Below are 17,191 nucleotides of genomic sequence, written 5' to 3' on the forward strand. Positions count from 1 at the left end.
GCAGGGGCCTTCTGCGCTCATCAACGACCTTGCGGTCAGAGCGTCGTGCTTGCGAGACAACGCCGCCGACCTACCGAAACGGCAGGTCGGCGGCGGTTCGATCGAGTGTGTCAGTCCAGGTAGTCGCGCAGCACCTGCGACCGCGAGGGGTGGCGCAGCTTCGACATCGTCTTCGACTCGATCTGCCGGATCCGCTCGCGGGTGACCCCGTAGACCTGGCCGATCTCGTCGAGAGTGCGCGGCTGCCCGTCGGTGAGGCCGAACCGCAGCCGGACGACCCCCGCCTCGCGCTCGGAGAGCGTGGCGAGCACCGACTGGAGCTGGTCCTGCAGCAGCGTGAAGCTCACCGCGTCGACCGCGACGACCGCCTCGGAGTCCTCGATGAAGTCGCCGAGCTGGCTGTCGCCCTCGTCGCCGATGGTTTGGTCCAGCGAGATGGGCTCCCGGGCGTACTGCTGGATCTCCAGCACCTTCTCCGGGGTGATGTCCATCTCCTTGGCCAGCTCCTCCGGGGTGGGCTCGCGGCCCAGGTCCTGGAGCAGCTCACGCTGGATGCGGCCGAGCTTGTTGATGACCTCGACCATGTGCACCGGGATGCGGATGGTGCGGGCCTGGTCGGCCATGGCGCGCGTGATGGCCTGCCGGATCCACCAGGTGGCGTACGTGGAGAACTTGTAGCCCTTGGTGTAGTCGAACTTCTCCACCGCGCGGATCAGGCCGAGGTTGCCCTCCTGGATGAGGTCCAGGAACGCCATGCCGCGGCCGGTGTAGCGCTTGGCCAGCGAGACCACGAGTCGCAGGTTGGCCTCGAGCAGGTGGTTCTTGGCGCGCTCGCCGTCGCGGACGATCCAGCGTAGATCGCGGCGCAGCTGAGGGGAGACCTTCTCGCCTGCGTCGATGGAGCGGCGCATGCGCTCGGCGGCGTAGAGGCCGGCCTCGATGCGCTTGGCGAGCTCCACCTCCTCCTCGGCGTTGAGCAGTGCGACCTTGCCGATCTGCTTCAGGTACGCGCGCACCGAGTCGGCCGAGGCGGTGAGCTCGGCGTCCTTGCGGGCCTGCCGCAGGGCCTCCGACTCCTCCTCGTCCCAGACGAAGTCGCCCGACTTCTGGGGGGTGGAGGAGCGCTCCCGCTGGGCGGGGCTACGACGGTTGGCGCCGGTGTTGGCGACCTCGTCGTCGTCCTCGTCGTCGTCCTCGTCGTCGTCCGCCGCGGCGTCACCACCCTCGGCCACGTCGCCGACCAGGTCGGCGTCGAGCTCGACGTCGACCTCCTCGAGGTCGGTGGGCTCGCCGTCGAGTTCGACGTCGGCGCCCTCGAGATCGGTGGGCTCGCCCTCGCCCGCGGGATCGCCGGCCGCCTTTCGGGCGGGGCCCCCGTTCTTTTTCGCCGGGGTACCCGTGCGTGACCGCGGCGACTTCGTCGCGGTCTTGGCGGACGCGCCCGTCCGTGAACGGGTACGTGCGGGTGCGGGACTCGTCGTCTCAACTGACGAGTCGATGCGGGTTGCGGAGTCTGCGGCTGCCACTAGGCCCTCTCGCTACGGTGCGCTCTGCGGTGCGCCGGGACGCGTATGAGATCCGGCTGCAGGTCGAGATGTTGTCGGATACCGCGCCGGATCGCCGTCCTGGTGCTTCTTGGAGGCCATCCCGCATCGGGGTACCGCGTCATTGTAACTGCGTGTGCTCCGGACGTCCGCGCCTCGCCACGCGAATCGTCAACGATCCGTGTCTGCTCGGGTACAACCACGTCACTCTGACGTGCCGTGTGGTCGGATGATGTCCGTGAACGAGGCCCGTCCGACCGCACCGATCGATCCCGGAACGACGTCCGCCGACGACCCGGAAGAGTTGCGCCGCATCGCCGAGCGCCTCGTCCGGGAGGCGGCCGAACACCTACGTGGGTTGCCCCGTCCGTGGGACGAGCACGGGCCCGAGGGGTCGGAGCGGAGTGTTTCCACGAAGAGCACGCCCACAGACGTGGTCACGGCGTCCGACCATGCCCTGGAGACCCTGATCCGGGACCGGGTCGCGCAGCTGCGGCCCGGCGACGCGGTGATGGGGGAGGAGCACGGCGGCACTGCCGACGGCTCACGGACGCTCTGGGTCGTCGACCCCATCGACGGCACCGTCAACTTCCTCTACGGCATGCCCTGGTACGCGGTGTCGGTTGCGGCGGTGCGCGACGGCGAGTCCGTCGCCGGGGCCGTGATCGAGCCGGCGTCGGGGCGCCTGTGGAGCGCGGCGGTCGGCGGCGGTGCCACCTGCGACGGAAAGCCGCTGCGGGTCTCCGCCGCGTCCGACGTCTCGCTCTCGCTGCTCGCCACCGGCTTCTCCTACCGCGCCGAACGCAGGGTGCGCCAGGTGCGCATGATCGGTGAGCTGCTGCCACTCGTGCGCGACGTACGGCGCACCGGCTCGGCGGCGCTCGACCTGTGCGCCGTGGCAGCCGGTTGGGCGGACGCGTATCTCGAGCACGGGTGCAGCTGGTGGGACTGGGCAGCGGGCGCGCTCATCGCCACCGAGGCGGGCGCCGTGGTGCGCACTCCCGGCCCGACCGGCAGCGTCCCGCCCGACGACGGACTCGGTGCCGATGCCCTCTTCGCCGCGACCCCGGGGATCGCCGAGGAACTCGCCGCGCTGATCCGCAAGCACGGAGCGGCGTCGGTCTGACGCCACCCGGATCCGGCCCGAGGAGCGCGCTGACCAACTCGGCCCTACTGCGCGGCGCCCTCGCGGCGTTGTCGTCGGGCCCGATACAACAGCGGTATCGGCCCCTCCTCCGCCTTGCGATCGCCCGGGTGCGGGTGTCCCGCAAGGACACTGCACCCGGATCACCGCTCGCTACGGGCGGAGTTGTTCAGCACCTCCTAGCAGCTCGCGCTGCGGGCTTCCTCGAGCAGCGTGGGGTCCACCTGCGGCGCCCGAGGGGCGTCCGCCGCGTTCGGGTCGGCGTTCGGGTCGGCGTTGGCGGAGCCGTCCGTGCCCCCGGTCGGGGCCACCGACAACTGGTCCAGCACGTCCTGCGCCTGCGCGCTGGGGTGGATGTCGCCGAACGCGGTGCCGACCGCGAGGTCGACGGTGCCTTCGGTGCGCCCGTCGCGCACCATCTCGGCGCAGGGCAGTACCAGCGCCAGCGTGCTGGCCGCGGCCTCGCCGGTGGAGCCGAAGCGCAGCTGAGCGCTGCACTCCAGGTTCTCGTCCGGGTAGAAGGGGTCGTTGGCGGGCGGCGCGGCCTCGCCGAAACCGAGGTCGCCCAGCTGCGCGGCGACCAGGTTGGCCTGACCGCGCTGCCCGCCCGCGTTCAGCACGCGCACCTGCACGGACGCCGGCGGCACGGGCGGGATGGCGATGATCTCGTCGGACGACACGACCTGGCCGGGAAGCGGACCGGTCGCCGGCACCGGGCACTGCGCGGTGCCCGCCGGACCGGAGGCGTTCACCAGCACCGTGGCCCACACGACCACCGCGGCGACCGCGAGCACCGACACCACGATCACGACGGGACCGCGTCTGCGCCGCTGGTAGGGCCGCAGGCGGCGCGCCGTTCCGCCCGTCGTCACGACAGACCCTCGGCGAGCACGTGGTGCCCCAGTGCCACCAGGGGGTCGACGCTGCCCTCCAGCCCGGCACCCATGGACGCCGGCACCATCCCCGCGCGCACCCGCGCCAGGATCCCGGCCAGCACGACCGCCAACTTGAACGCGCCGAAGGCCACGTACCAGGGCAGCGGTTCCAGATCGAGGCCCGATCCCGCGGCGTAGGCGCGCGCGACGTCGGCGCGATCCAGGAACCCGGGCAGCTGCGTCGGGCTCGGGATGTGCCGCGACGCCTGCCAGATCGGGTGCTCGTCGGCGTCGCGCCAGTAGACGAGGAGCAACCCGAGGTCGGCGAGGGGGTCGCCGAGCGTCGACAGCTCCCAGTCGAGCACGGCCCGGATCCGGCCAGGGTCGGCGGCGTCGAACAGGCAGTTGTCGATGCGGTAGTCGCCGTGCACGATCGTGTGACGTTGGGTGGCGGGCAGCGCGGCGGCCAGGGCGTCGGCGAGCCTGGTCAGCTCCGAGACCGTCTCCTCGGTCACCGGGATCCCGGCGGACCGGGCCTGCTCCCACTGGGTGTTCCAGCGCCGCACCTGGCGGGCCATGAAGCCATCCGGCCTGCCGAAGTCACCCAGCCCGACCGCGTCGGGGTCCACGGCGTGCAGCGCGACCAGCACGTCGACCAGCGCCTGGCTCGCGCGCCTGCGCTCGTCCTCCGTGGTGGCCCAGCCCGGCGGCAGCTCGCCGAGCGGGACGACCCCGTCCACGAGCTCCATCACGAAACACGGCGCGTCCACCGGCGGCCCGCCCGCCGAGGTCGCCAGCACCCGGGGGACGGGAACGGGCGTGCCCGCCAGCGAGGAGATCACGCGCTGCTCACGGCCCATGTCGTGGGCTGTGGCAGCGACCTCCCCGACCGGCGGGCGGCGCAGCACCACCGCGCCCGCCGGGCTGTCGACACGATAGGTGAGGTTCGACCGGCCGGCACCGATCGGGCGCAGGCTGCTCTGCAGCCACGCGGAGTCGCCGAGGCGTTCGGCCAGCCAGGCGCCGACAACGGCTGCGTCTGCTCCGGGATGGGCGTCGGGGACGGACCGCGTGCCGCCGGTGACGCCGCGGTCGGAGGAGAGTGCCACGACGGGCACCCTAATGGCCCTGCGTGTGCACGGCGGGGCAGCGGGCGCGTGTCGACACCCTGGGCTACCCTCTGCGCCCCGGGGGAGTCCGAGCACTTGACGGCGTTATATCCGATCCAGTCATGGCCCGGGCTCAGCTGAGACGCGCGTCACTCCAATGCTGGGCACAAAGCCCAGCGCTGCCGCGTTGTCCAGCCGCACGAAGACGACAGGTGTGTTAAGAGGGTGGGAACGATGGCGACCGACTATGACGCGCCCAGGCGCAACGAGACCGACGATCTGGCCGAGGACTCTCTCGACGAGCTGAAGGCTCGTCGCAACGAGGCCCAGTCGTCCGTGGTCGATGTCGACGAGTCGGACACGGCGGAGAGCTTCGAGCTGCCCGGCGCCGACCTGTCCGGCGAGGAGCTCACGGTCAAGGTGCTGCCCAAGCAGGCGGACGAGTTCACCTGCGCAAGCTGCTTCCTGGTGCACCACCGCAGCAGGCTGGCCGAGAGCAACGGCTCGCAGTACATCTGCCGCGACTGCGCCGCCTGACGATCCAGGCCGCCCGACCATTCGGGCTACCTGATGACTCAGGCTGCGTGACGACGAGGCACAGCGTCCGCTCGACGGGCTTCGACGGCCCGATGTAGTGGCGCCGGTCAACCCGGCGCTCAACGGGCGGCGCCACAACACCGGCGCCGCCCGACCGACACGGCCCCGAACCGGCATTCCGGTCCGGGGCAGCGTCGTTTCGGGGCGGCGTTCCGGCGCCGGGCGCAGCGCGTCGCCGCGTCATCTCACCGCTGGAGCGCGGCGACCAGGGCCTCCGGGCTGCGGACGCTGAAGACCCAGTACGGGGTGGTGTCGTCCGGATCGGTGACCTCGACCCGCACGACGGGAGCCACCCAGGCACGGAGCATGAGGAACGCGGCGGGATCCAGCTCCGGTCCGAGCGCCATCTGCTTACGGTCCTTCGGGACGATCTCGATGCGGCCGATGGAACGCAGCGGCAGCCGCGCATCGCCCACCTGCAGTTCGGTGTCCGTCACCCGCACCCGGATCCGCCCGAGCCAGAACAGCGCGATCACGAACAGCGGGATGAAGATCGCGTAGCCGATCCACGACCGGATGCCCGGGTATCCCATGTGGATCTCGGCACCCAGCAGGATCGCCACTCCGATCGCCGGCAGGTACCACCACAGCGGCACTGACAACCGCTCGTCGAACCGGAAAGTGCCGGACGTCGCAGGCGCGCCCGGCGACGGATGCTCGTTCACGGGAGCCGAGGGTAGCCTCGCCCGTCGTGCCCGGCCCCGTCGATGCTCCCCAGCACGAGCCGCCCACCGCATCGCCGGCAGCATCGCTGCCCGGGTGTCCGGTCGAGGTGCTGCTCACCCGGCTGGACCCTGCTCTCCCGGTGCCCTCCTACGCGCGTGCGGGCGATGCCGGAGTCGATCTGAGGTGCACGACCGACGTCGTGCTCCCACCCGGCGAGCGCACGGTAGTCGGCACCGGCGTCGCGATCGCGCTGCCGATGGGCTATGCCGGGTTCGTGCATCCGCGGTCCGGGCTCGCGGCACGCACAGGCCTGTCGATCGTCAATGCACCGGGCACTGTCGACGCCGGATACCGGGGCGAGATCCTGGTATGCGTGATCAACCACGATCCCCGCGAGGAACTGCGGCTGCGCCGCGGTGACCGGATCGCACAGCTCGTCGTGCAGAAGGTCGAGCACGTGCGGTTCGTCGAGGTGGAGGAGCTGCCCGGCTCAGAGCGCGGGACGGGCGGGCACGGGTCCACAGGAGGACACGAGCGGCTGGGCGTCGGAGAGGCGCGCTAGTGGCCCGCCGGAACCGGTTGGCCGTCGCCACCGAGCAGGCTCTCGACGAGCCGCGCGGCGGTGGGGCGCTCGCCCTCGACCAGCGCGAGGACGGCGTCGACGACAGCGTCGAGGACATGTCGCCGGGCGTCGGACCGTACGACGGCGACGACCTCGACCCGGAGGCAACCGACGCGAGCGGCGTCGTGGACTTCGGCGCGGTACAGGTGCCGGTGCCGAAGCGCGGCACCGTGGCCGTCGAGCCCACGGCCAACGGGCGCATGCAGGCCGTGCACGTCGCACTGCCCGAGGGCCGGCTGTCGGTCAGCGCGCTCGCGGCGCCGAAGTCGTCCAAGCTGTGGCCCGAGCTGGCCCGCGAGATCGACACGTCGCTGCGCGAAGGCGGAGCCACCGTCCGGTCGTTCCCGGGCCCGTGGGGCCGGGAGCTGCACGCCAACTCCGGTGGGGCGAAGTCCGTGTTCATCGGCGTGGACGGGCCACGCTGGATGCTCTACGGCGTCGCCACCGGGCCGGCCGACCACGCCGAGACGCTCGACTTCGAGCTGCGCCGGATGCTGCGAGCCACGGTCGTGGTGCGCGGGAGGGCGCCCTATCCGGTGCGCACGGTGCTGCCGCTGGTGGTGCCCGAGCCGCTCGCCGAGGCGATGGCTGCCGCGGCAGCCGCCAAGGCGGAGGCGGAGGCCGCGCAGGCGCAGGAGGAGGCCGCGGCTGCTGCGTCCTCACCGGCAGCCGCCTCAGCGCCGTCCGGCGCTGTGGCCGTACCGTCCGGCGCTCCGGAACGTCCGGTGCAAGCGCAGGCGCCGACTCCGCCGGTCACCGAGCAGTCCGGCGCCGTCCGGCTCGGCGAGCAGTCCGGTGCCGTCCGGCCGGCTCCGCGCCCGCGGCAACCCGGCCGGCCCGGCCCTGCTCCGCGTGAGGTCGCTCCGCCGGCCGCCTGGAACCAGAACGGTTACACCCCCCAGCCGGGTGCGGAGATTGCGGCGCCGGGGCGCGATCGCAACGGGCAGGTGCCGCGGCCGGATGCCGGGGCCGGCGCTCCGCTGTGGGCAGATCCGGTCCAGCGCATCGCCGACGTGGATGACGGCGTCGTCGCCGGCCGTGAGCCGGACGACTTCGCCGACGCCCCCACCGAGATCTGGGGCCCGTTGCCCCCTGACCCGGCCGAGCAGGCCGCGGCGAACCGGACCGATACCGGGTCCTGGCGGCCGGTCGCCCGGCCGAACCAGGTGCAGGAGTCGGGCGGCCACCAGCGCACGTCCGGGTCCGTGGGCGGCTTCCCGACCCAGCCCTGGGCGCTCGACCCGCGCATGGACGACGCTCCGGAGTCGTGGGCGAGCCGGGCCGACCGTCCCGAGCTCGCACGGGGCCATGCATCCGACCCCGGGATGGACGCGCCGACCGACCCCTGGCCGCTCGCGGACGGCTACCACGCGGGTCCGGCGGCCGACGGGCCGGCGGATGCGCCGTGGTCCCGCGGCAGGAACGGCCACGTCGACGGCGATGTGGCCACGCCCCGGCGTCGGGCAGCGGAGAGCGAGCAGTCCCGCCCCGACCTGCGGGCCGTCCCCGAGCCGGTCGACCCGGCGCCGTCGGGCGGTGGGCGCCGGGCGCTCCGCGAGGATCGCCTCGTCGAGACCGGCGAGTACGCCGCACCGACCTCCTCCGGCTACTACGAGACGCCGGGATCGGGGGAGCGGTCCGAGTACGGCGCATCCCGTGGGTACGGCGATCGGTCGGACTACGGCGAGCAGCCCGACCCGACCGGGCAGCCCGAGTACGGCAGGTCGTCCGGCTACGCCGCGGAGCCCGAGTACGCGGCTCCGTCGAACAGTGGCAGGTGGCGGGCCGTCGAGCCCTCCGACGACGTCGTGGACGGCGCGGCAGGCGGCGAGTGGCACACGGAGGTGCGCGAGGCTCCGTTCACCCAGGAGTTCTCGTTCGTCACGGACGCCGATCCGCCTGCCGCCTCGGCCGAGTTCGCTCGTCGTGGTCGGGGCAGGCATGCCGCCCCGGAGGCGGGCGACGGCACGCCGGTGACCATGCCGCTGAAGGTCTTCGTGCCGCCTGTCGACCGGGACCGACCCAGCGGCCGGCACCGCAGGCCCGACTAGGAGCGTTCAGCGCGCTCCTGGGCCCGGCCGTGGGCCGCGCGCAGATATCCGAGCACGGCGGCGCGACCGAGCACGGCGGGGTCGGCGCCGAACGCCGCGAGTGGCGCGCTCACCAGAGCCGCGCGCGGCATCTGAGCGCACCAGTGCTCGGCCACCGCGAGCGGGTGCACCGGGTCGTCGACGAGCGCGGCGATCCCGGTGGGGACGGTGAGCGAGCGCAGACCGGCCGCGTCGGGCGCCGGCTCGCTCGCCGCGGCGTCGAGCGCGTCGGCGAGCCCCGTGCCGTAGCGCGGCCAAGCCCTGGCCAGCTCCGCCGCCAGCCACGGCGGCGAACCCGCCCGGGCCGCGGCCACCGCGGCCTCCACCCCGCCGGCGCGGGCGTATGCCGCGGTGGCCCGCGCGGTCAGCGCTGCCGGGGCGTCGCGCGGTGGCCCGGTCCAGGCCGGCAGTGCGAGCAGGAGTCCTGCGGGTCCGGAGCCGGAAGGCTGTTCGATCGCCCACATCGCGGCCACGTGCGCGCCGAGTGAGATACCACCCACCAGGACGGGTCCGGGACCGGCGAGCGCGGCGTCCAGCCCGGCCCGGTAGCCGGCGACCACGTCGCCCCCGGGACGTGGAACCACGGTCTGCAGGTCAATGCCGAGCGCACGCAGCGGCACGGCGAAAACAGCCCGGACGAACACCTCGTCCGAGCCTGATCCGGGCAGCACGACGGCCCGCACGGGGCCCCCACGATCAGGGCCGGGACGCGGGGGCCGATACGGTGATTCAGCGCAGGGCTCGGACACGTCGCGAATGTTTCTCGGGGGTTACTCTGATGACGTTAGCGGCGCCCGACGATGGGTACCGACCGAGCTGGGGGAGACATGGCCAGCAACGATGGTGGTGCGTTCCGCCGCATGCTGCGCAAGTTGACGAGCGACGTCGAGGTTCTCGACGCCGTGGACCTGTCCGAGGACGCGGAGAAGTCCGGGGCGCATCGGGCGTCCGAGTGCGCCCGCGGCCAAGAGGTCACCATGTTGGGTAGGTTGCGGAGCGTCGAGTTCTGCCCCCAGGATGCGGAGGCGTCCCTCCAGGCGGAGCTCTTCGACGGCACCGAGGGCGTCACCTTGATCTGGCTCGGTCGCCGGCGCATCGCGGGCATCGAGCCGGGCCGCACGATGCGTGTGCGGGGCCGGATCGCCGTTCGCGACGGGCACAAGGTGCTCTACAACCCGTACTACGAGATCTGCCAGTCCCAATGACCGTAGGAGCCCGATGACCCTGGAAGCGCAGTGACCGCAGGTCCACCGCCGGAGCAGGAGCCCGGCGCAGACAGGCCGCAGCGCGAGTTCCCCACCCTGCTCGAGCAGATGGGGGGCGTGCAGGGCATCGTGGCCTCCACGATCCCGGTCGCCGTCTTCGTCGTCGTCAACCTGCTGTTCGCGTTGCAGGCTGCGCTGATCGCGGCGCTGGCGGCAGGTGTCGCCATCGCGATCTGGCGCGTCGCCCGCAAGCAGGCGCTACAGCCGGCCGTGTCGGGGCTCTTCGCCGTGGGCGTCGCCGCGTTCATCGCCTACCGCACCGGGGAGGCGCGAGCCTTCTACCTGCCGGGCCTGCTCTTCAGCGCGGCGCTCGGCCTCGCGTTCCTGGTGTCGGTGCTGGTGCGCTGGCCGCTCGCGGGCGTGATCTGGCACGGAATCAACGGCGACGGTCAGTCCTGGCGCCGCGACCGGCGCCTCCTGCGGGCCTACACGCTCGCGAGCCTGCTGTGGACCCTGGTCTTCGCCGCCCGGGTGGTGGTGCAGGGCCTGCTCTACAACGCCGACGAGGAGACCTGGCTCGGCGTCGCCCGGCTGGCGATGGGCTATCCGCTGATCGGGGTGGCGCTGCTCGGCACGTTCTGGGCGGTGCGCCGCGCGCGTCGCGCCCCGGAGCCTTCCACGCCCTGATCGACCTTCGCCGGTGCGCTAGTAGCCCAGCGCCGCGCGGATGTCCTCCTCCACCGCGGACGTGGCCACGAACAGCAGTTCGTCGCCCCCCTCCAGCGCATCGTCGGCCTGCGGCACGATCACCCGGCCTCCGCGCAGGATCACCACCAGCGCCGAGTCGGGCGGCAGCTTCAACGACCGCACCGGCTGGCCTGCGAGTGGCGTGTCCTGGGTGAGCGTGACCTCCACCAGGTTGGCCTGCCCCTGGCGGAACGTGAGCAACCGCACGAGGTCGCCGACCGCCACCGCCTCCTCCACCAGCGCGGCCAGCAGCCGCGGGGTGGACACGGCGACGTCGACGCCCCAGTTGTCGCTGAACAGCCACTCGTTGCGCGGGTCGTTCACCCTGGCGACGACCCGGCGCACGGCGAACTCGGTCTTCGCGAGCAGCGAGACCACCACGTTGACCTTGTCGTCACCGGTGGCGGCGATCACGACGTCGCAGCTCTCCAGGCCCGCCTCTTCGAGAGAGGCGAGCTCGCACGCATCGGCGTGCACCCACTCGGCACCTTCGACGGACTCGGGCTCGATGTTGGCGAGCTCGCGCTCGATGAGCATCACCTGGTGCTTGCTCTCCAGCAGCTCCAGGGCGATCGAACGGCCGACGGCGCCGGCTCCCGCAATCGCGATGCGCATCGTCCTCATACCTCCTGCGGCGGAGCCGCCGCAGCCGCCGTGACATCGCTGACCGTGCCGGAGACGGCGGCGACGTAGACCGTGTCCTCAGCCTGCACCGCCGTGTCCCCCTTCGGGAGCACTCCTGTGCCGAAGCGCACGATGAACGCCACGCGGGAGCCGGTGGCCGCTTCGAGCTCGCGTACCGGCCTGCCGACCCAGTCCTCGTGGACGGGCAGGGGCAGGATCGCGACGGTGCCGGTGGGCTCGCGCCACGCCGACGCCACGCCGTCGGGCAGCAGCATCCGCATCAACCGGTCGGTGCTCCAGGGGACCGTGGCCACGGTGGGGATGCCCAGCCGTTCGTAGACGGCGGCCCGCTTGGCGTCGTAGATACGGGCGACCACGCGCTCGATCCCGAACGTCTCGCGGGCCACCCGCGCGGAGATGATGTTGGAGTTGTCCCCGCTGGACACCGCCGCGAACGCGTCGGCCCGCTCCACCCCTGCCTGGATGAGGACGTCGCGGTGGTAGCCCTCGCCGACCACCTGCTTGCCACGGAAGTCGGGGCTGAGGCGGCGGAACGCCTGACGGTCGTGGTCGATCACCGCGACCTCGTGCCCGAGGCGTTCCAGCCCGTTCGACAGCGAGGACCCGACGCGACCGCACCCCATGATGACGACGTACAACGCAAGCCTCCCCGGATCGCGGAAGGAACGCTATCGCGTGGCCGCGTGGTCCACCGCATAGGCTTTGTACGTGTCCAAGCTCGGCGTCGCCGTCAAGCGCGTCCTTGTCGGGAGGCCGCAGCGCAGCGACCGCCTTGCCCATACGCTCCTACCGAAGCGCATCGCGCTGCCCGTCTTCGCCTCCGACGCCATGTCGTCGGTCGCGTACGCGCCGGAAGAGATCTTCCTGACACTGTCCGCGGCGGGTGTCGCCGCGTACGCCTTCGCCCCCTGGGTCGGCCTCGCCGTCGTGGTCGTCCTGCTCACCGTGGTCACGAGCTACCGGCAGAACGTGCACGCCTATCCGTCGGGCGGCGGCGACTACGAGGTGGCCACGGTCAACCTCGGGCCCAAGGCCGGGCTGACGGTGGCGAGCGCCCTACTCGTCGACTACACGCTGACGGTGGCGGTGTCGATCTCGTCGGCGGCGGCGAACATCGGCGCACTCGTGCCGTTCGTGGGCGAACACAGAGTGCAGTTCGCCGTGGTGGCGATCCTCATCCTGACGGCCGTCAACCTGAGAGGGGTCCGGGAGTCCGGGGCGGCCTTCGCGATCCCCACCTACGCCTTCATCTTCGGCGTCGGCGCAATGATCATCTGGGGGCTGACGCGGATCCTGCTGCTCGGGGAGAACCTGGAGGCCCCCAGCGCGAACCTGCACCTGGTGGCGGAGGGCGATGCGTTCACAGGCCTCGCGCTCGTGCTCCTGGTGTTGCGCTCCTTCACCCAGGGCGCCGCGGCGCTCACCGGCGTGGAGGCGATCAGCAACGGCGTGCCCGCGTTCCGCAAGCCGAAGTCCCGCAACGCCGCCACCACGCTGCTCCTGCTCGGCACCATCTCGGTGGCCATGTTCTCCGGCATCATCGCGCTCGCGGTGCTCACCCACGCGCAGATCGCCGAGTTCCCCGCCAGACAGTTCGCCGACGCGCCGCCCGGCTATACCCAGGAGACGCTGGTCGCGCAGCTCGCCGAGGTGGTGTTCAACAACTTCGCCCCCGGATTCTTCTTCGTGGTCCTCGTCACCGCACTGATCCTCGTGCTGGCTGCCAACACCGCCTACAACGGCTTCCCCGTGCTGGGCTCGATCCTGTCGCAGGACCGCTACCTGCCGCGGCAGCTGCACACCCGCGGCGACCGGCTCGCGTTCTCCAACGGCATCCTCGTGCTGGCGGGCGTCGCGATCGTGCTGGTCGTCGGGTTCCAGGCCGACGTCACCCGGCTGATCGCGCTCTACACGGTCGGCGTCTTCACCTCGTTCACCCTCAGCCAGTTCGGGATGCTGCGGCACTGGAACCGGCTGCTCGCCACCGAGACCGAGCCCGCGGCGCGCCGCAAGATGCGTCGCTCGCAGGCCATCAACGGGTTCGGTGCGGCGATGACCGGCACCGTGCTGGTGATCGTGCTCATCACGAAGTTCACCCGTGGCGCCTGGATCGCGATCGCGGGCATGGCCGTGTTCTTCGTTCTGATGCAGGCCATCCGACGCCACTACGACCGGGTCGCCGAGGAACTCCAGGCCGGCGAGACCGACGCCGTGCTGCCCTCCCGCAACCACGCCATCGTACTGGTCTCCACGCTGCACAAGCCCACGCTGCGGGCCGTCGCCTACGCGAGGGCCACCCGGCCCGACGTGCTGGAGGCGGTCACCGTCAACGTCGACGACAGCGACACGAAGAAGCTGATGCGCGACTGGGAGAAACGCAAGTTGCCTGTGCCGCTCAAGGTGGTCGAGTCGCCCTACCGGGAGATCACCAAGCCGGTGCTCGACTACGTCAAGCGGATCCGCTCGGACAACCCGCGCGACGTCGTCACCGTCTACATCCCCGAGTACGTGGTGGGGCACTGGTGGGAGCAGATCCTGCACAACCAGAGCGCTCTCCGGCTCAAGGGCAGGCTGCTGTTCCAGCCCGGGGTGATGGTCACGAGCGTGCCGTGGCAGCTGGAGTCCTCCGAGCGCGTCAAGCGCCGTCCCGAGACACCGCCCGGCTCCACCCGGCGCGGCTACGCGGCCGTGCCGCCGCACGAGGACACCCCGTCGGCCGCGTCGCCCGCCACGCCGCCCGCCACGCCGCCCGAGCCCGCCGCGCCCTCCGCACCCGCGGAGCCGGCTCGCCGACGCCTATGAGCAGCGCGACGGCGCTCGGGACGGACTGGACCGACCGCATCCTCGAACTCGACGTGGGACCGATCGCGCACGGCGGCCACTGCGTCGCGCGTTCGGACGGCCGTGTGGTGTTCGTCCGGCACGCGCTGCCGGGAGAGCGCGTGCTGGCCGTGGTGAACGAGGACGGCGGCGGCTCGTTCTGCCGCGCAGACGTCGTGGAGGTGCTGGAGGCGTCGCCGTTCCGCGTCGAGGCCCCGTGCTCCTGGGCCCGTGCCGGCGGGTGCGGCGGGTGCGACCTGCAGCATGCCGACCCCGCCGCGCAACGCTCCCTCAAGGCCGACGTCCTGGCCGAGCAGCTGCGCCGGCTCGCCGGGATCGAGCGGCGGGTCCCCGTCGAGGAGCTGCCCGGGGGGCCGCTGGGCTGGCGGCACCGGGTCCGCCTCGCCGTCGACGAGCAGGGGCGGGCCGGGCTGCGCGCGCACCGCAGCCACGACGTCCTGCCGATCGCGGACTGCCCGCTCACACCGCCCGGAACCCTGCCGCCTGTGCTCGAGCACGGCTTCGAACCGGCCACAGAGGTCGAGGTCGCGGTCGACGCCGACGGGCTGGTCCACGTCGGGGACGACGGTCCGGTGATCCAGCGGGCCGCAGGCCGGCACTGGGAGCTCTCGCCCGGCGTGTTCTGGCAGGTCCACCCGGCACTCCCGGACACCCTCGCCGCCGTGGTGGGCGAGTGGGCGCACGCGCCGCGGGGCGGCATCGCCTGGGACCTCTACGGCGGCGTCGGGCTCTTCGCCTCCGTGCTGGCCGATCAGGTCGGGCCCGATGGCATGGTCACGGTGGTGGAGTCCTCGCGGCAGGCCGTCGCCGACGGGAAGGCGGCTCTCGCCGACCTGCCCCAGGTGGGATGGCGGGTGGGGCGGGTCGAGCGGGTCCTGGGCAGTCTGGGGCCGCGTCCGGACGTCGTGGTCGCCGACCCGCCGCGCCGCGGGCTCGGCCGTGAGCTGGTCGACGCGCTGTGCGCCCGCGCTCCCGACCGTGTGGTGCACGTGGCGTGCGACCCCGCCGCGCTGGCCCGGGACGTGGCGCTCTTCGCCGAACGCGGATTCCGCCTTGCGGAGCTGCGCGCGTTCGACGCGTTTCCGATGACACACCACTTCGAGTGCGTGGCGTTGCTGGTGCGCGACTGATTCTTCGTCGGCCGTCGTGTCCGGCTCGTCGCGATCATGCGGGTGGCCCGCTCGGCGGCCGATCGGCGAGGATCGGGACGTGGACCTCGCTGAGCACCTGACCGGATGGGCACCCGAGCCCGTCGAGACCACGGCGCGGATCGACGCCTGGCCCTCCGAGGCGTTCGCCGCCCTGCTGGACCAGCCGAGCCCCGTGGGCAAGGCCGGTGACCCACTGCCTCTGCTGTGGCACGGGTTCCACCTGCTCGACCACCCTGCCCAGGCCGACCTCGGCGAGGACGGTCACCCTGCTCACGGCCGGTTCCTGCCACCGTTGCCGCACCGCCGCCGCATGTTCGCAGGCGGCCGGCTGGACGTGCGGGAGCCGCTGCGCGTCGACGACGTGGTCACCCGCCGGTCGTCCCTGGTTTCGGCCGTTCCCAAGAGCGGGCGCAGCGGGGAGATGGTCTTCGTGACGGTGCGCCACGAGTTCGAGCGGGACGGAGCGCTCGCGCTGGTGGAGGAGCAGGACTTCGCCTACCGCTCCCAACCGGCCGGTGAGGCCCGCGGGCTTCCGGAGAAGGCCCCGGCCGCGAGCGAGGCCGCTGATGCCCCACCGGAGGGCTGGCGGCTGCGGGTGGACCCGGACGAGGCGATGCTCTTCCGCTTCAGCGCGTTGACCTACAACACCCACCGCATCCACTACGACCACCCCTACGTCACCGGGGTCGAGGGCTATCCCGGCCTGGTCGTGCACGGGCCCCTGCTCGCGCTGCTCCTGCTGGAACTGCCCCGGCGATTCGCCCCGGAACGGCAGGTCAGGACGTTCTCCTACCGGCTGCAGCGGCCCGCGTTCGCCGGCACGCCCGTCGTCGCCGACAGCACGCCGGACGGAACGCAGCTGACAGCCGGGGTGGCGGGGCAGCCGCCGTCCGCCTCGGGCACGGTCACCTACGCCTGACGGGCGGGCCGCGACATGGACACGTGTCGCTGTCCGACGGCCCGGGGTTGAGCGAGGTGTGTCCATGTCGCGCAGGTGGGGTGCCCCCGGTCAGGCCCTGCGGAGGAAGGAGCGCACCACGTCGGCGACGAGTGTGGGCGCGGTGGCCTGGGCGAAGTGCTCCTGCCCGGGAAGCTCGACGAGCGTGGCACGGGGTAGGTGCTCGGTGAGGAACCGCGTGGCGTCGACGTGGTGCTGTGCCGTGTCGGAGCCGAGCAGCAGCAGGGTGGACTGCCGGATCGTCGTGAACCGGTCGAGGTCGCCGGCCAGCCCGTCGATGACCCGCAGTTCGCGCTCCAGCGTGGGGGCGAGCGCGGCCATCTCGGCCCACATCGGGGTCTGCCGCAAGGCATCGACGTCGGCCTCCGGCGTGTGCACGATGTCGGTCAGCATGATCGACAGCGCCCGCTCGTTCTCACCGGCCGCGACAGCCGCGGCGAGCGGGGCCATCGCAGTGCCGGTGAGCGGCCCGTTCACCGGCAGCGGGGGCTCGTACAGCACCAGCGCCGAGGCACCGTCCCCGGCCGCGACGGTCGCCGCCGCGGTGATCGCGCCGTAGGAGTGTCCGAGCACCGTGGCCCCGGGCCCGGCCACGGCGAGGACGGCCTCGATGTCGGCCATCTCGGTGCTCAGGTCGTAGCCCTCGGCGTCACCGCTCAGACCGCGGCCCCGGCGGTCGACGAGCAGCATCGTGAACTCGTCGGCGAGAGCGTGGGCGACGGGAAGCCACTGCTCGCCGGTGGCGATCGCGCCGTGCGTGACGACGATCGCGGGACCGGTGCCGAGCTGGCGCCACCCGATGGTGGTGCCGTCGGCGGACGTGGTGTGCCGGATCTCGACCGCCGCCGGCGCATCCTGTGCCATGACCGCGACGCTAACCCCGCCCTCGGCACCGGCGACGCGCGAAGTCGCCCCGGTCACGTGCCGATGAGTCACATGTCGCGGCCCTGCCGTCGCCGAGTGCCCCCGCGCTTCCGCCCGGGGACACTCGGCGGTG

General features: G+C 72.5%; 17 protein-coding genes. 9 read left to right on the forward strand and 8 right to left on the reverse strand.

Annotation, left to right across the window (positions count from 1 at the left end):
* Positions 1-110 precede the first annotated feature (110 nt).
* On the reverse strand, positions 111-1,526 hold the full coding sequence (locus tag ACQPZQ_RS13605; RefSeq protein WP_433295583.1) for an RNA polymerase sigma factor: 1,416 nt from the start codon (positions 1,524-1,526) through the stop codon (positions 111-113).
* Positions 1,527-1,776: 250 nt separating this feature from the next.
* Here ACQPZQ_RS13605 and ACQPZQ_RS13610 point away from each other — a divergent pair, with 250 nt between their 5' ends.
* The gene (locus ACQPZQ_RS13610; protein ID WP_433299178.1) at positions 1,777-2,670 is read left to right on the forward strand and encodes an inositol monophosphatase family protein; all 894 of its coding nucleotides are present in this window, start codon (positions 1,777-1,779) and stop codon (positions 2,668-2,670) included.
* A gap of 197 nt (positions 2,671-2,867) precedes the next feature.
* Here the strand turns inward: ACQPZQ_RS13610 and cei are convergent, their stop codons facing one another.
* Positions 2,868-3,560 (reverse strand): envelope integrity protein Cei, encoded by a 693-nt coding sequence (gene cei, locus ACQPZQ_RS13615; protein WP_433295585.1) that lies wholly within the window; start codon positions 3,558-3,560, stop codon positions 2,868-2,870.
* Positions 3,557-4,672, reverse strand: coding sequence for a phosphotransferase family protein (locus ACQPZQ_RS13620; RefSeq protein WP_433295587.1), 1,116 nt, complete (start codon positions 4,670-4,672; stop codon positions 3,557-3,559). Before ACQPZQ_RS13620 ends, cei begins: the two co-directional genes overlap by 4 nt.
* Positions 4,673-4,906: 234 nt before the next feature.
* Here ACQPZQ_RS13620 and ACQPZQ_RS13625 point away from each other — a divergent pair, with 234 nt between their 5' ends.
* Positions 4,907-5,209: a DUF4193 domain-containing protein gene (locus ACQPZQ_RS13625; protein WP_169396904.1), complete on the forward strand. Its 303-nt coding sequence runs from the start codon at positions 4,907-4,909 to the stop codon at positions 5,207-5,209.
* 245 nt (positions 5,210-5,454) lie between these two features.
* Here the strand turns inward: ACQPZQ_RS13625 and ACQPZQ_RS13630 are convergent, their stop codons facing one another.
* Positions 5,455-5,934, reverse strand: coding sequence for a DUF3093 domain-containing protein (locus ACQPZQ_RS13630; RefSeq protein WP_433295589.1), 480 nt, complete (start codon positions 5,932-5,934; stop codon positions 5,455-5,457).
* Positions 5,935-6,020: 86 nt separating this feature from the next.
* Between ACQPZQ_RS13630 and dut the strand changes: the two genes are divergently transcribed.
* Both dut and ACQPZQ_RS13640 read left to right on the forward strand, forming a co-directional pair.
* Positions 6,021-6,497 (forward strand): dUTP diphosphatase, encoded by a 477-nt coding sequence (dut, locus tag ACQPZQ_RS13635; RefSeq protein WP_433299180.1) that lies wholly within the window; start codon positions 6,021-6,023, stop codon positions 6,495-6,497.
* Entirely contained in the window at positions 6,497-8,608 is a 2,112-nt protein-coding gene (locus ACQPZQ_RS13640; protein ID WP_433295591.1) for a DUF3710 domain-containing protein, read from the forward strand. Before dut ends, ACQPZQ_RS13640 begins: the two co-directional genes overlap by 1 nt.
* On the opposite strand, the gene ACQPZQ_RS13645 is transcribed toward ACQPZQ_RS13640, so the two are convergent.
* Positions 8,605-9,330: an alpha/beta hydrolase gene (locus ACQPZQ_RS13645; protein WP_433295593.1), complete on the reverse strand. Its 726-nt coding sequence runs from the start codon at positions 9,328-9,330 to the stop codon at positions 8,605-8,607. The genes ACQPZQ_RS13640 and ACQPZQ_RS13645 overlap by 4 nt on opposite strands.
* Before the next feature lie 144 nt (positions 9,331-9,474).
* Here ACQPZQ_RS13645 and ACQPZQ_RS13650 point away from each other — a divergent pair, with 144 nt between their 5' ends.
* Positions 9,475-9,852: an OB-fold nucleic acid binding domain-containing protein gene (locus tag ACQPZQ_RS13650; protein WP_433295594.1), complete on the forward strand. Its 378-nt coding sequence runs from the start codon at positions 9,475-9,477 to the stop codon at positions 9,850-9,852.
* 30 nt (positions 9,853-9,882) lie between these two features.
* Positions 9,883-10,539 carry a DUF3159 domain-containing protein gene (locus ACQPZQ_RS13655; protein WP_433295596.1) on the forward strand — a complete coding sequence of 219 codons (657 nt, stop codon included), beginning with the start codon at positions 9,883-9,885 and terminating at the stop codon, positions 10,537-10,539.
* Positions 10,540-10,557: 18 nt separating this feature from the next.
* Here the strand turns inward: ACQPZQ_RS13655 and ACQPZQ_RS13660 are convergent, their stop codons facing one another.
* Positions 10,558-11,214, reverse strand: a complete 657-nt coding sequence (locus ACQPZQ_RS13660) for a potassium channel family protein (protein WP_433295598.1) — start codon at positions 11,212-11,214, stop codon at positions 10,558-10,560.
* 5 nt (positions 11,215-11,219) lie between these two features.
* Positions 11,220-11,882, reverse strand: a complete 663-nt coding sequence (locus ACQPZQ_RS13665; RefSeq protein WP_241041169.1) for a potassium channel family protein — start codon at positions 11,880-11,882, stop codon at positions 11,220-11,222.
* Between the two features lie 70 nt (positions 11,883-11,952).
* Here ACQPZQ_RS13665 and ACQPZQ_RS13670 point away from each other — a divergent pair, with 70 nt between their 5' ends.
* The 3 genes from ACQPZQ_RS13670 (at position 11,953) to ACQPZQ_RS13680 (ending at position 16,155) form a co-directional block, all read left to right on the forward strand.
* On the forward strand, positions 11,953-14,046 hold the full coding sequence (locus ACQPZQ_RS13670) for an APC family permease (RefSeq protein WP_433295600.1): 2,094 nt from the start codon (positions 11,953-11,955) through the stop codon (positions 14,044-14,046).
* Complete coding sequence (locus ACQPZQ_RS13675) at positions 14,043-15,215, forward strand: class I SAM-dependent RNA methyltransferase (protein ID WP_433295602.1); 1,173 nt, start codon at positions 14,043-14,045, stop codon at positions 15,213-15,215. The genes ACQPZQ_RS13670 and ACQPZQ_RS13675 overlap by 4 nt, the downstream gene beginning before the upstream one ends.
* A gap of 79 nt (positions 15,216-15,294) precedes the next feature.
* Positions 15,295-16,155: an FAS1-like dehydratase domain-containing protein gene (locus tag ACQPZQ_RS13680; protein ID WP_433295604.1), complete on the forward strand. Its 861-nt coding sequence runs from the start codon at positions 15,295-15,297 to the stop codon at positions 16,153-16,155.
* Positions 16,156-16,245: 90 nt separating this feature from the next.
* Here the strand turns inward: ACQPZQ_RS13680 and ACQPZQ_RS13685 are convergent, their stop codons facing one another.
* Complete coding sequence (locus ACQPZQ_RS13685; RefSeq protein WP_433295606.1) at positions 16,246-17,058, reverse strand: alpha/beta fold hydrolase; 813 nt, start codon at positions 17,056-17,058, stop codon at positions 16,246-16,248.
* Positions 17,059-17,191 lie beyond the last annotated feature (133 nt).

The sequence above is a fragment of the Pseudonocardia sp. CA-142604 genome (assembly GCF_050948475.1).
Classification (GTDB): Bacteria; Actinomycetota; Actinomycetes; order Mycobacteriales; family Pseudonocardiaceae; genus Pseudonocardia; species Pseudonocardia alaniniphila.

Excerpts from the sequence above, each read along its gene's own strand:
- ACQPZQ_RS13685 (WP_433295606.1), bottom strand. The coding sequence starts at position 17,058 with ATGGCACAGGATGCGCCGGCGGCGGTCGAGATCCGGCACACCACGTCC.
- ACQPZQ_RS13625 (WP_169396904.1), top strand. The coding sequence starts at position 4,907 with ATGGCGACCGACTATGACGCGCCCAGGCGCAACGAGACCGACGATCTG.
- ACQPZQ_RS13675 (WP_433295602.1), top strand. The coding sequence starts at position 14,043 with ATGAGCAGCGCGACGGCGCTCGGGACGGACTGGACCGACCGCATCCTC.
- ACQPZQ_RS13650 (WP_433295594.1), top strand. The coding sequence starts at position 9,475 with ATGGCCAGCAACGATGGTGGTGCGTTCCGCCGCATGCTGCGCAAGTTG.
- ACQPZQ_RS13610 (WP_433299178.1), top strand. The coding sequence starts at position 1,777 with ATGTCCGTGAACGAGGCCCGTCCGACCGCACCGATCGATCCCGGAACG.
- ACQPZQ_RS13660 (WP_433295598.1), bottom strand. The coding sequence starts at position 11,214 with ATGCGCATCGCGATTGCGGGAGCCGGCGCCGTCGGCCGTTCGATCGCC.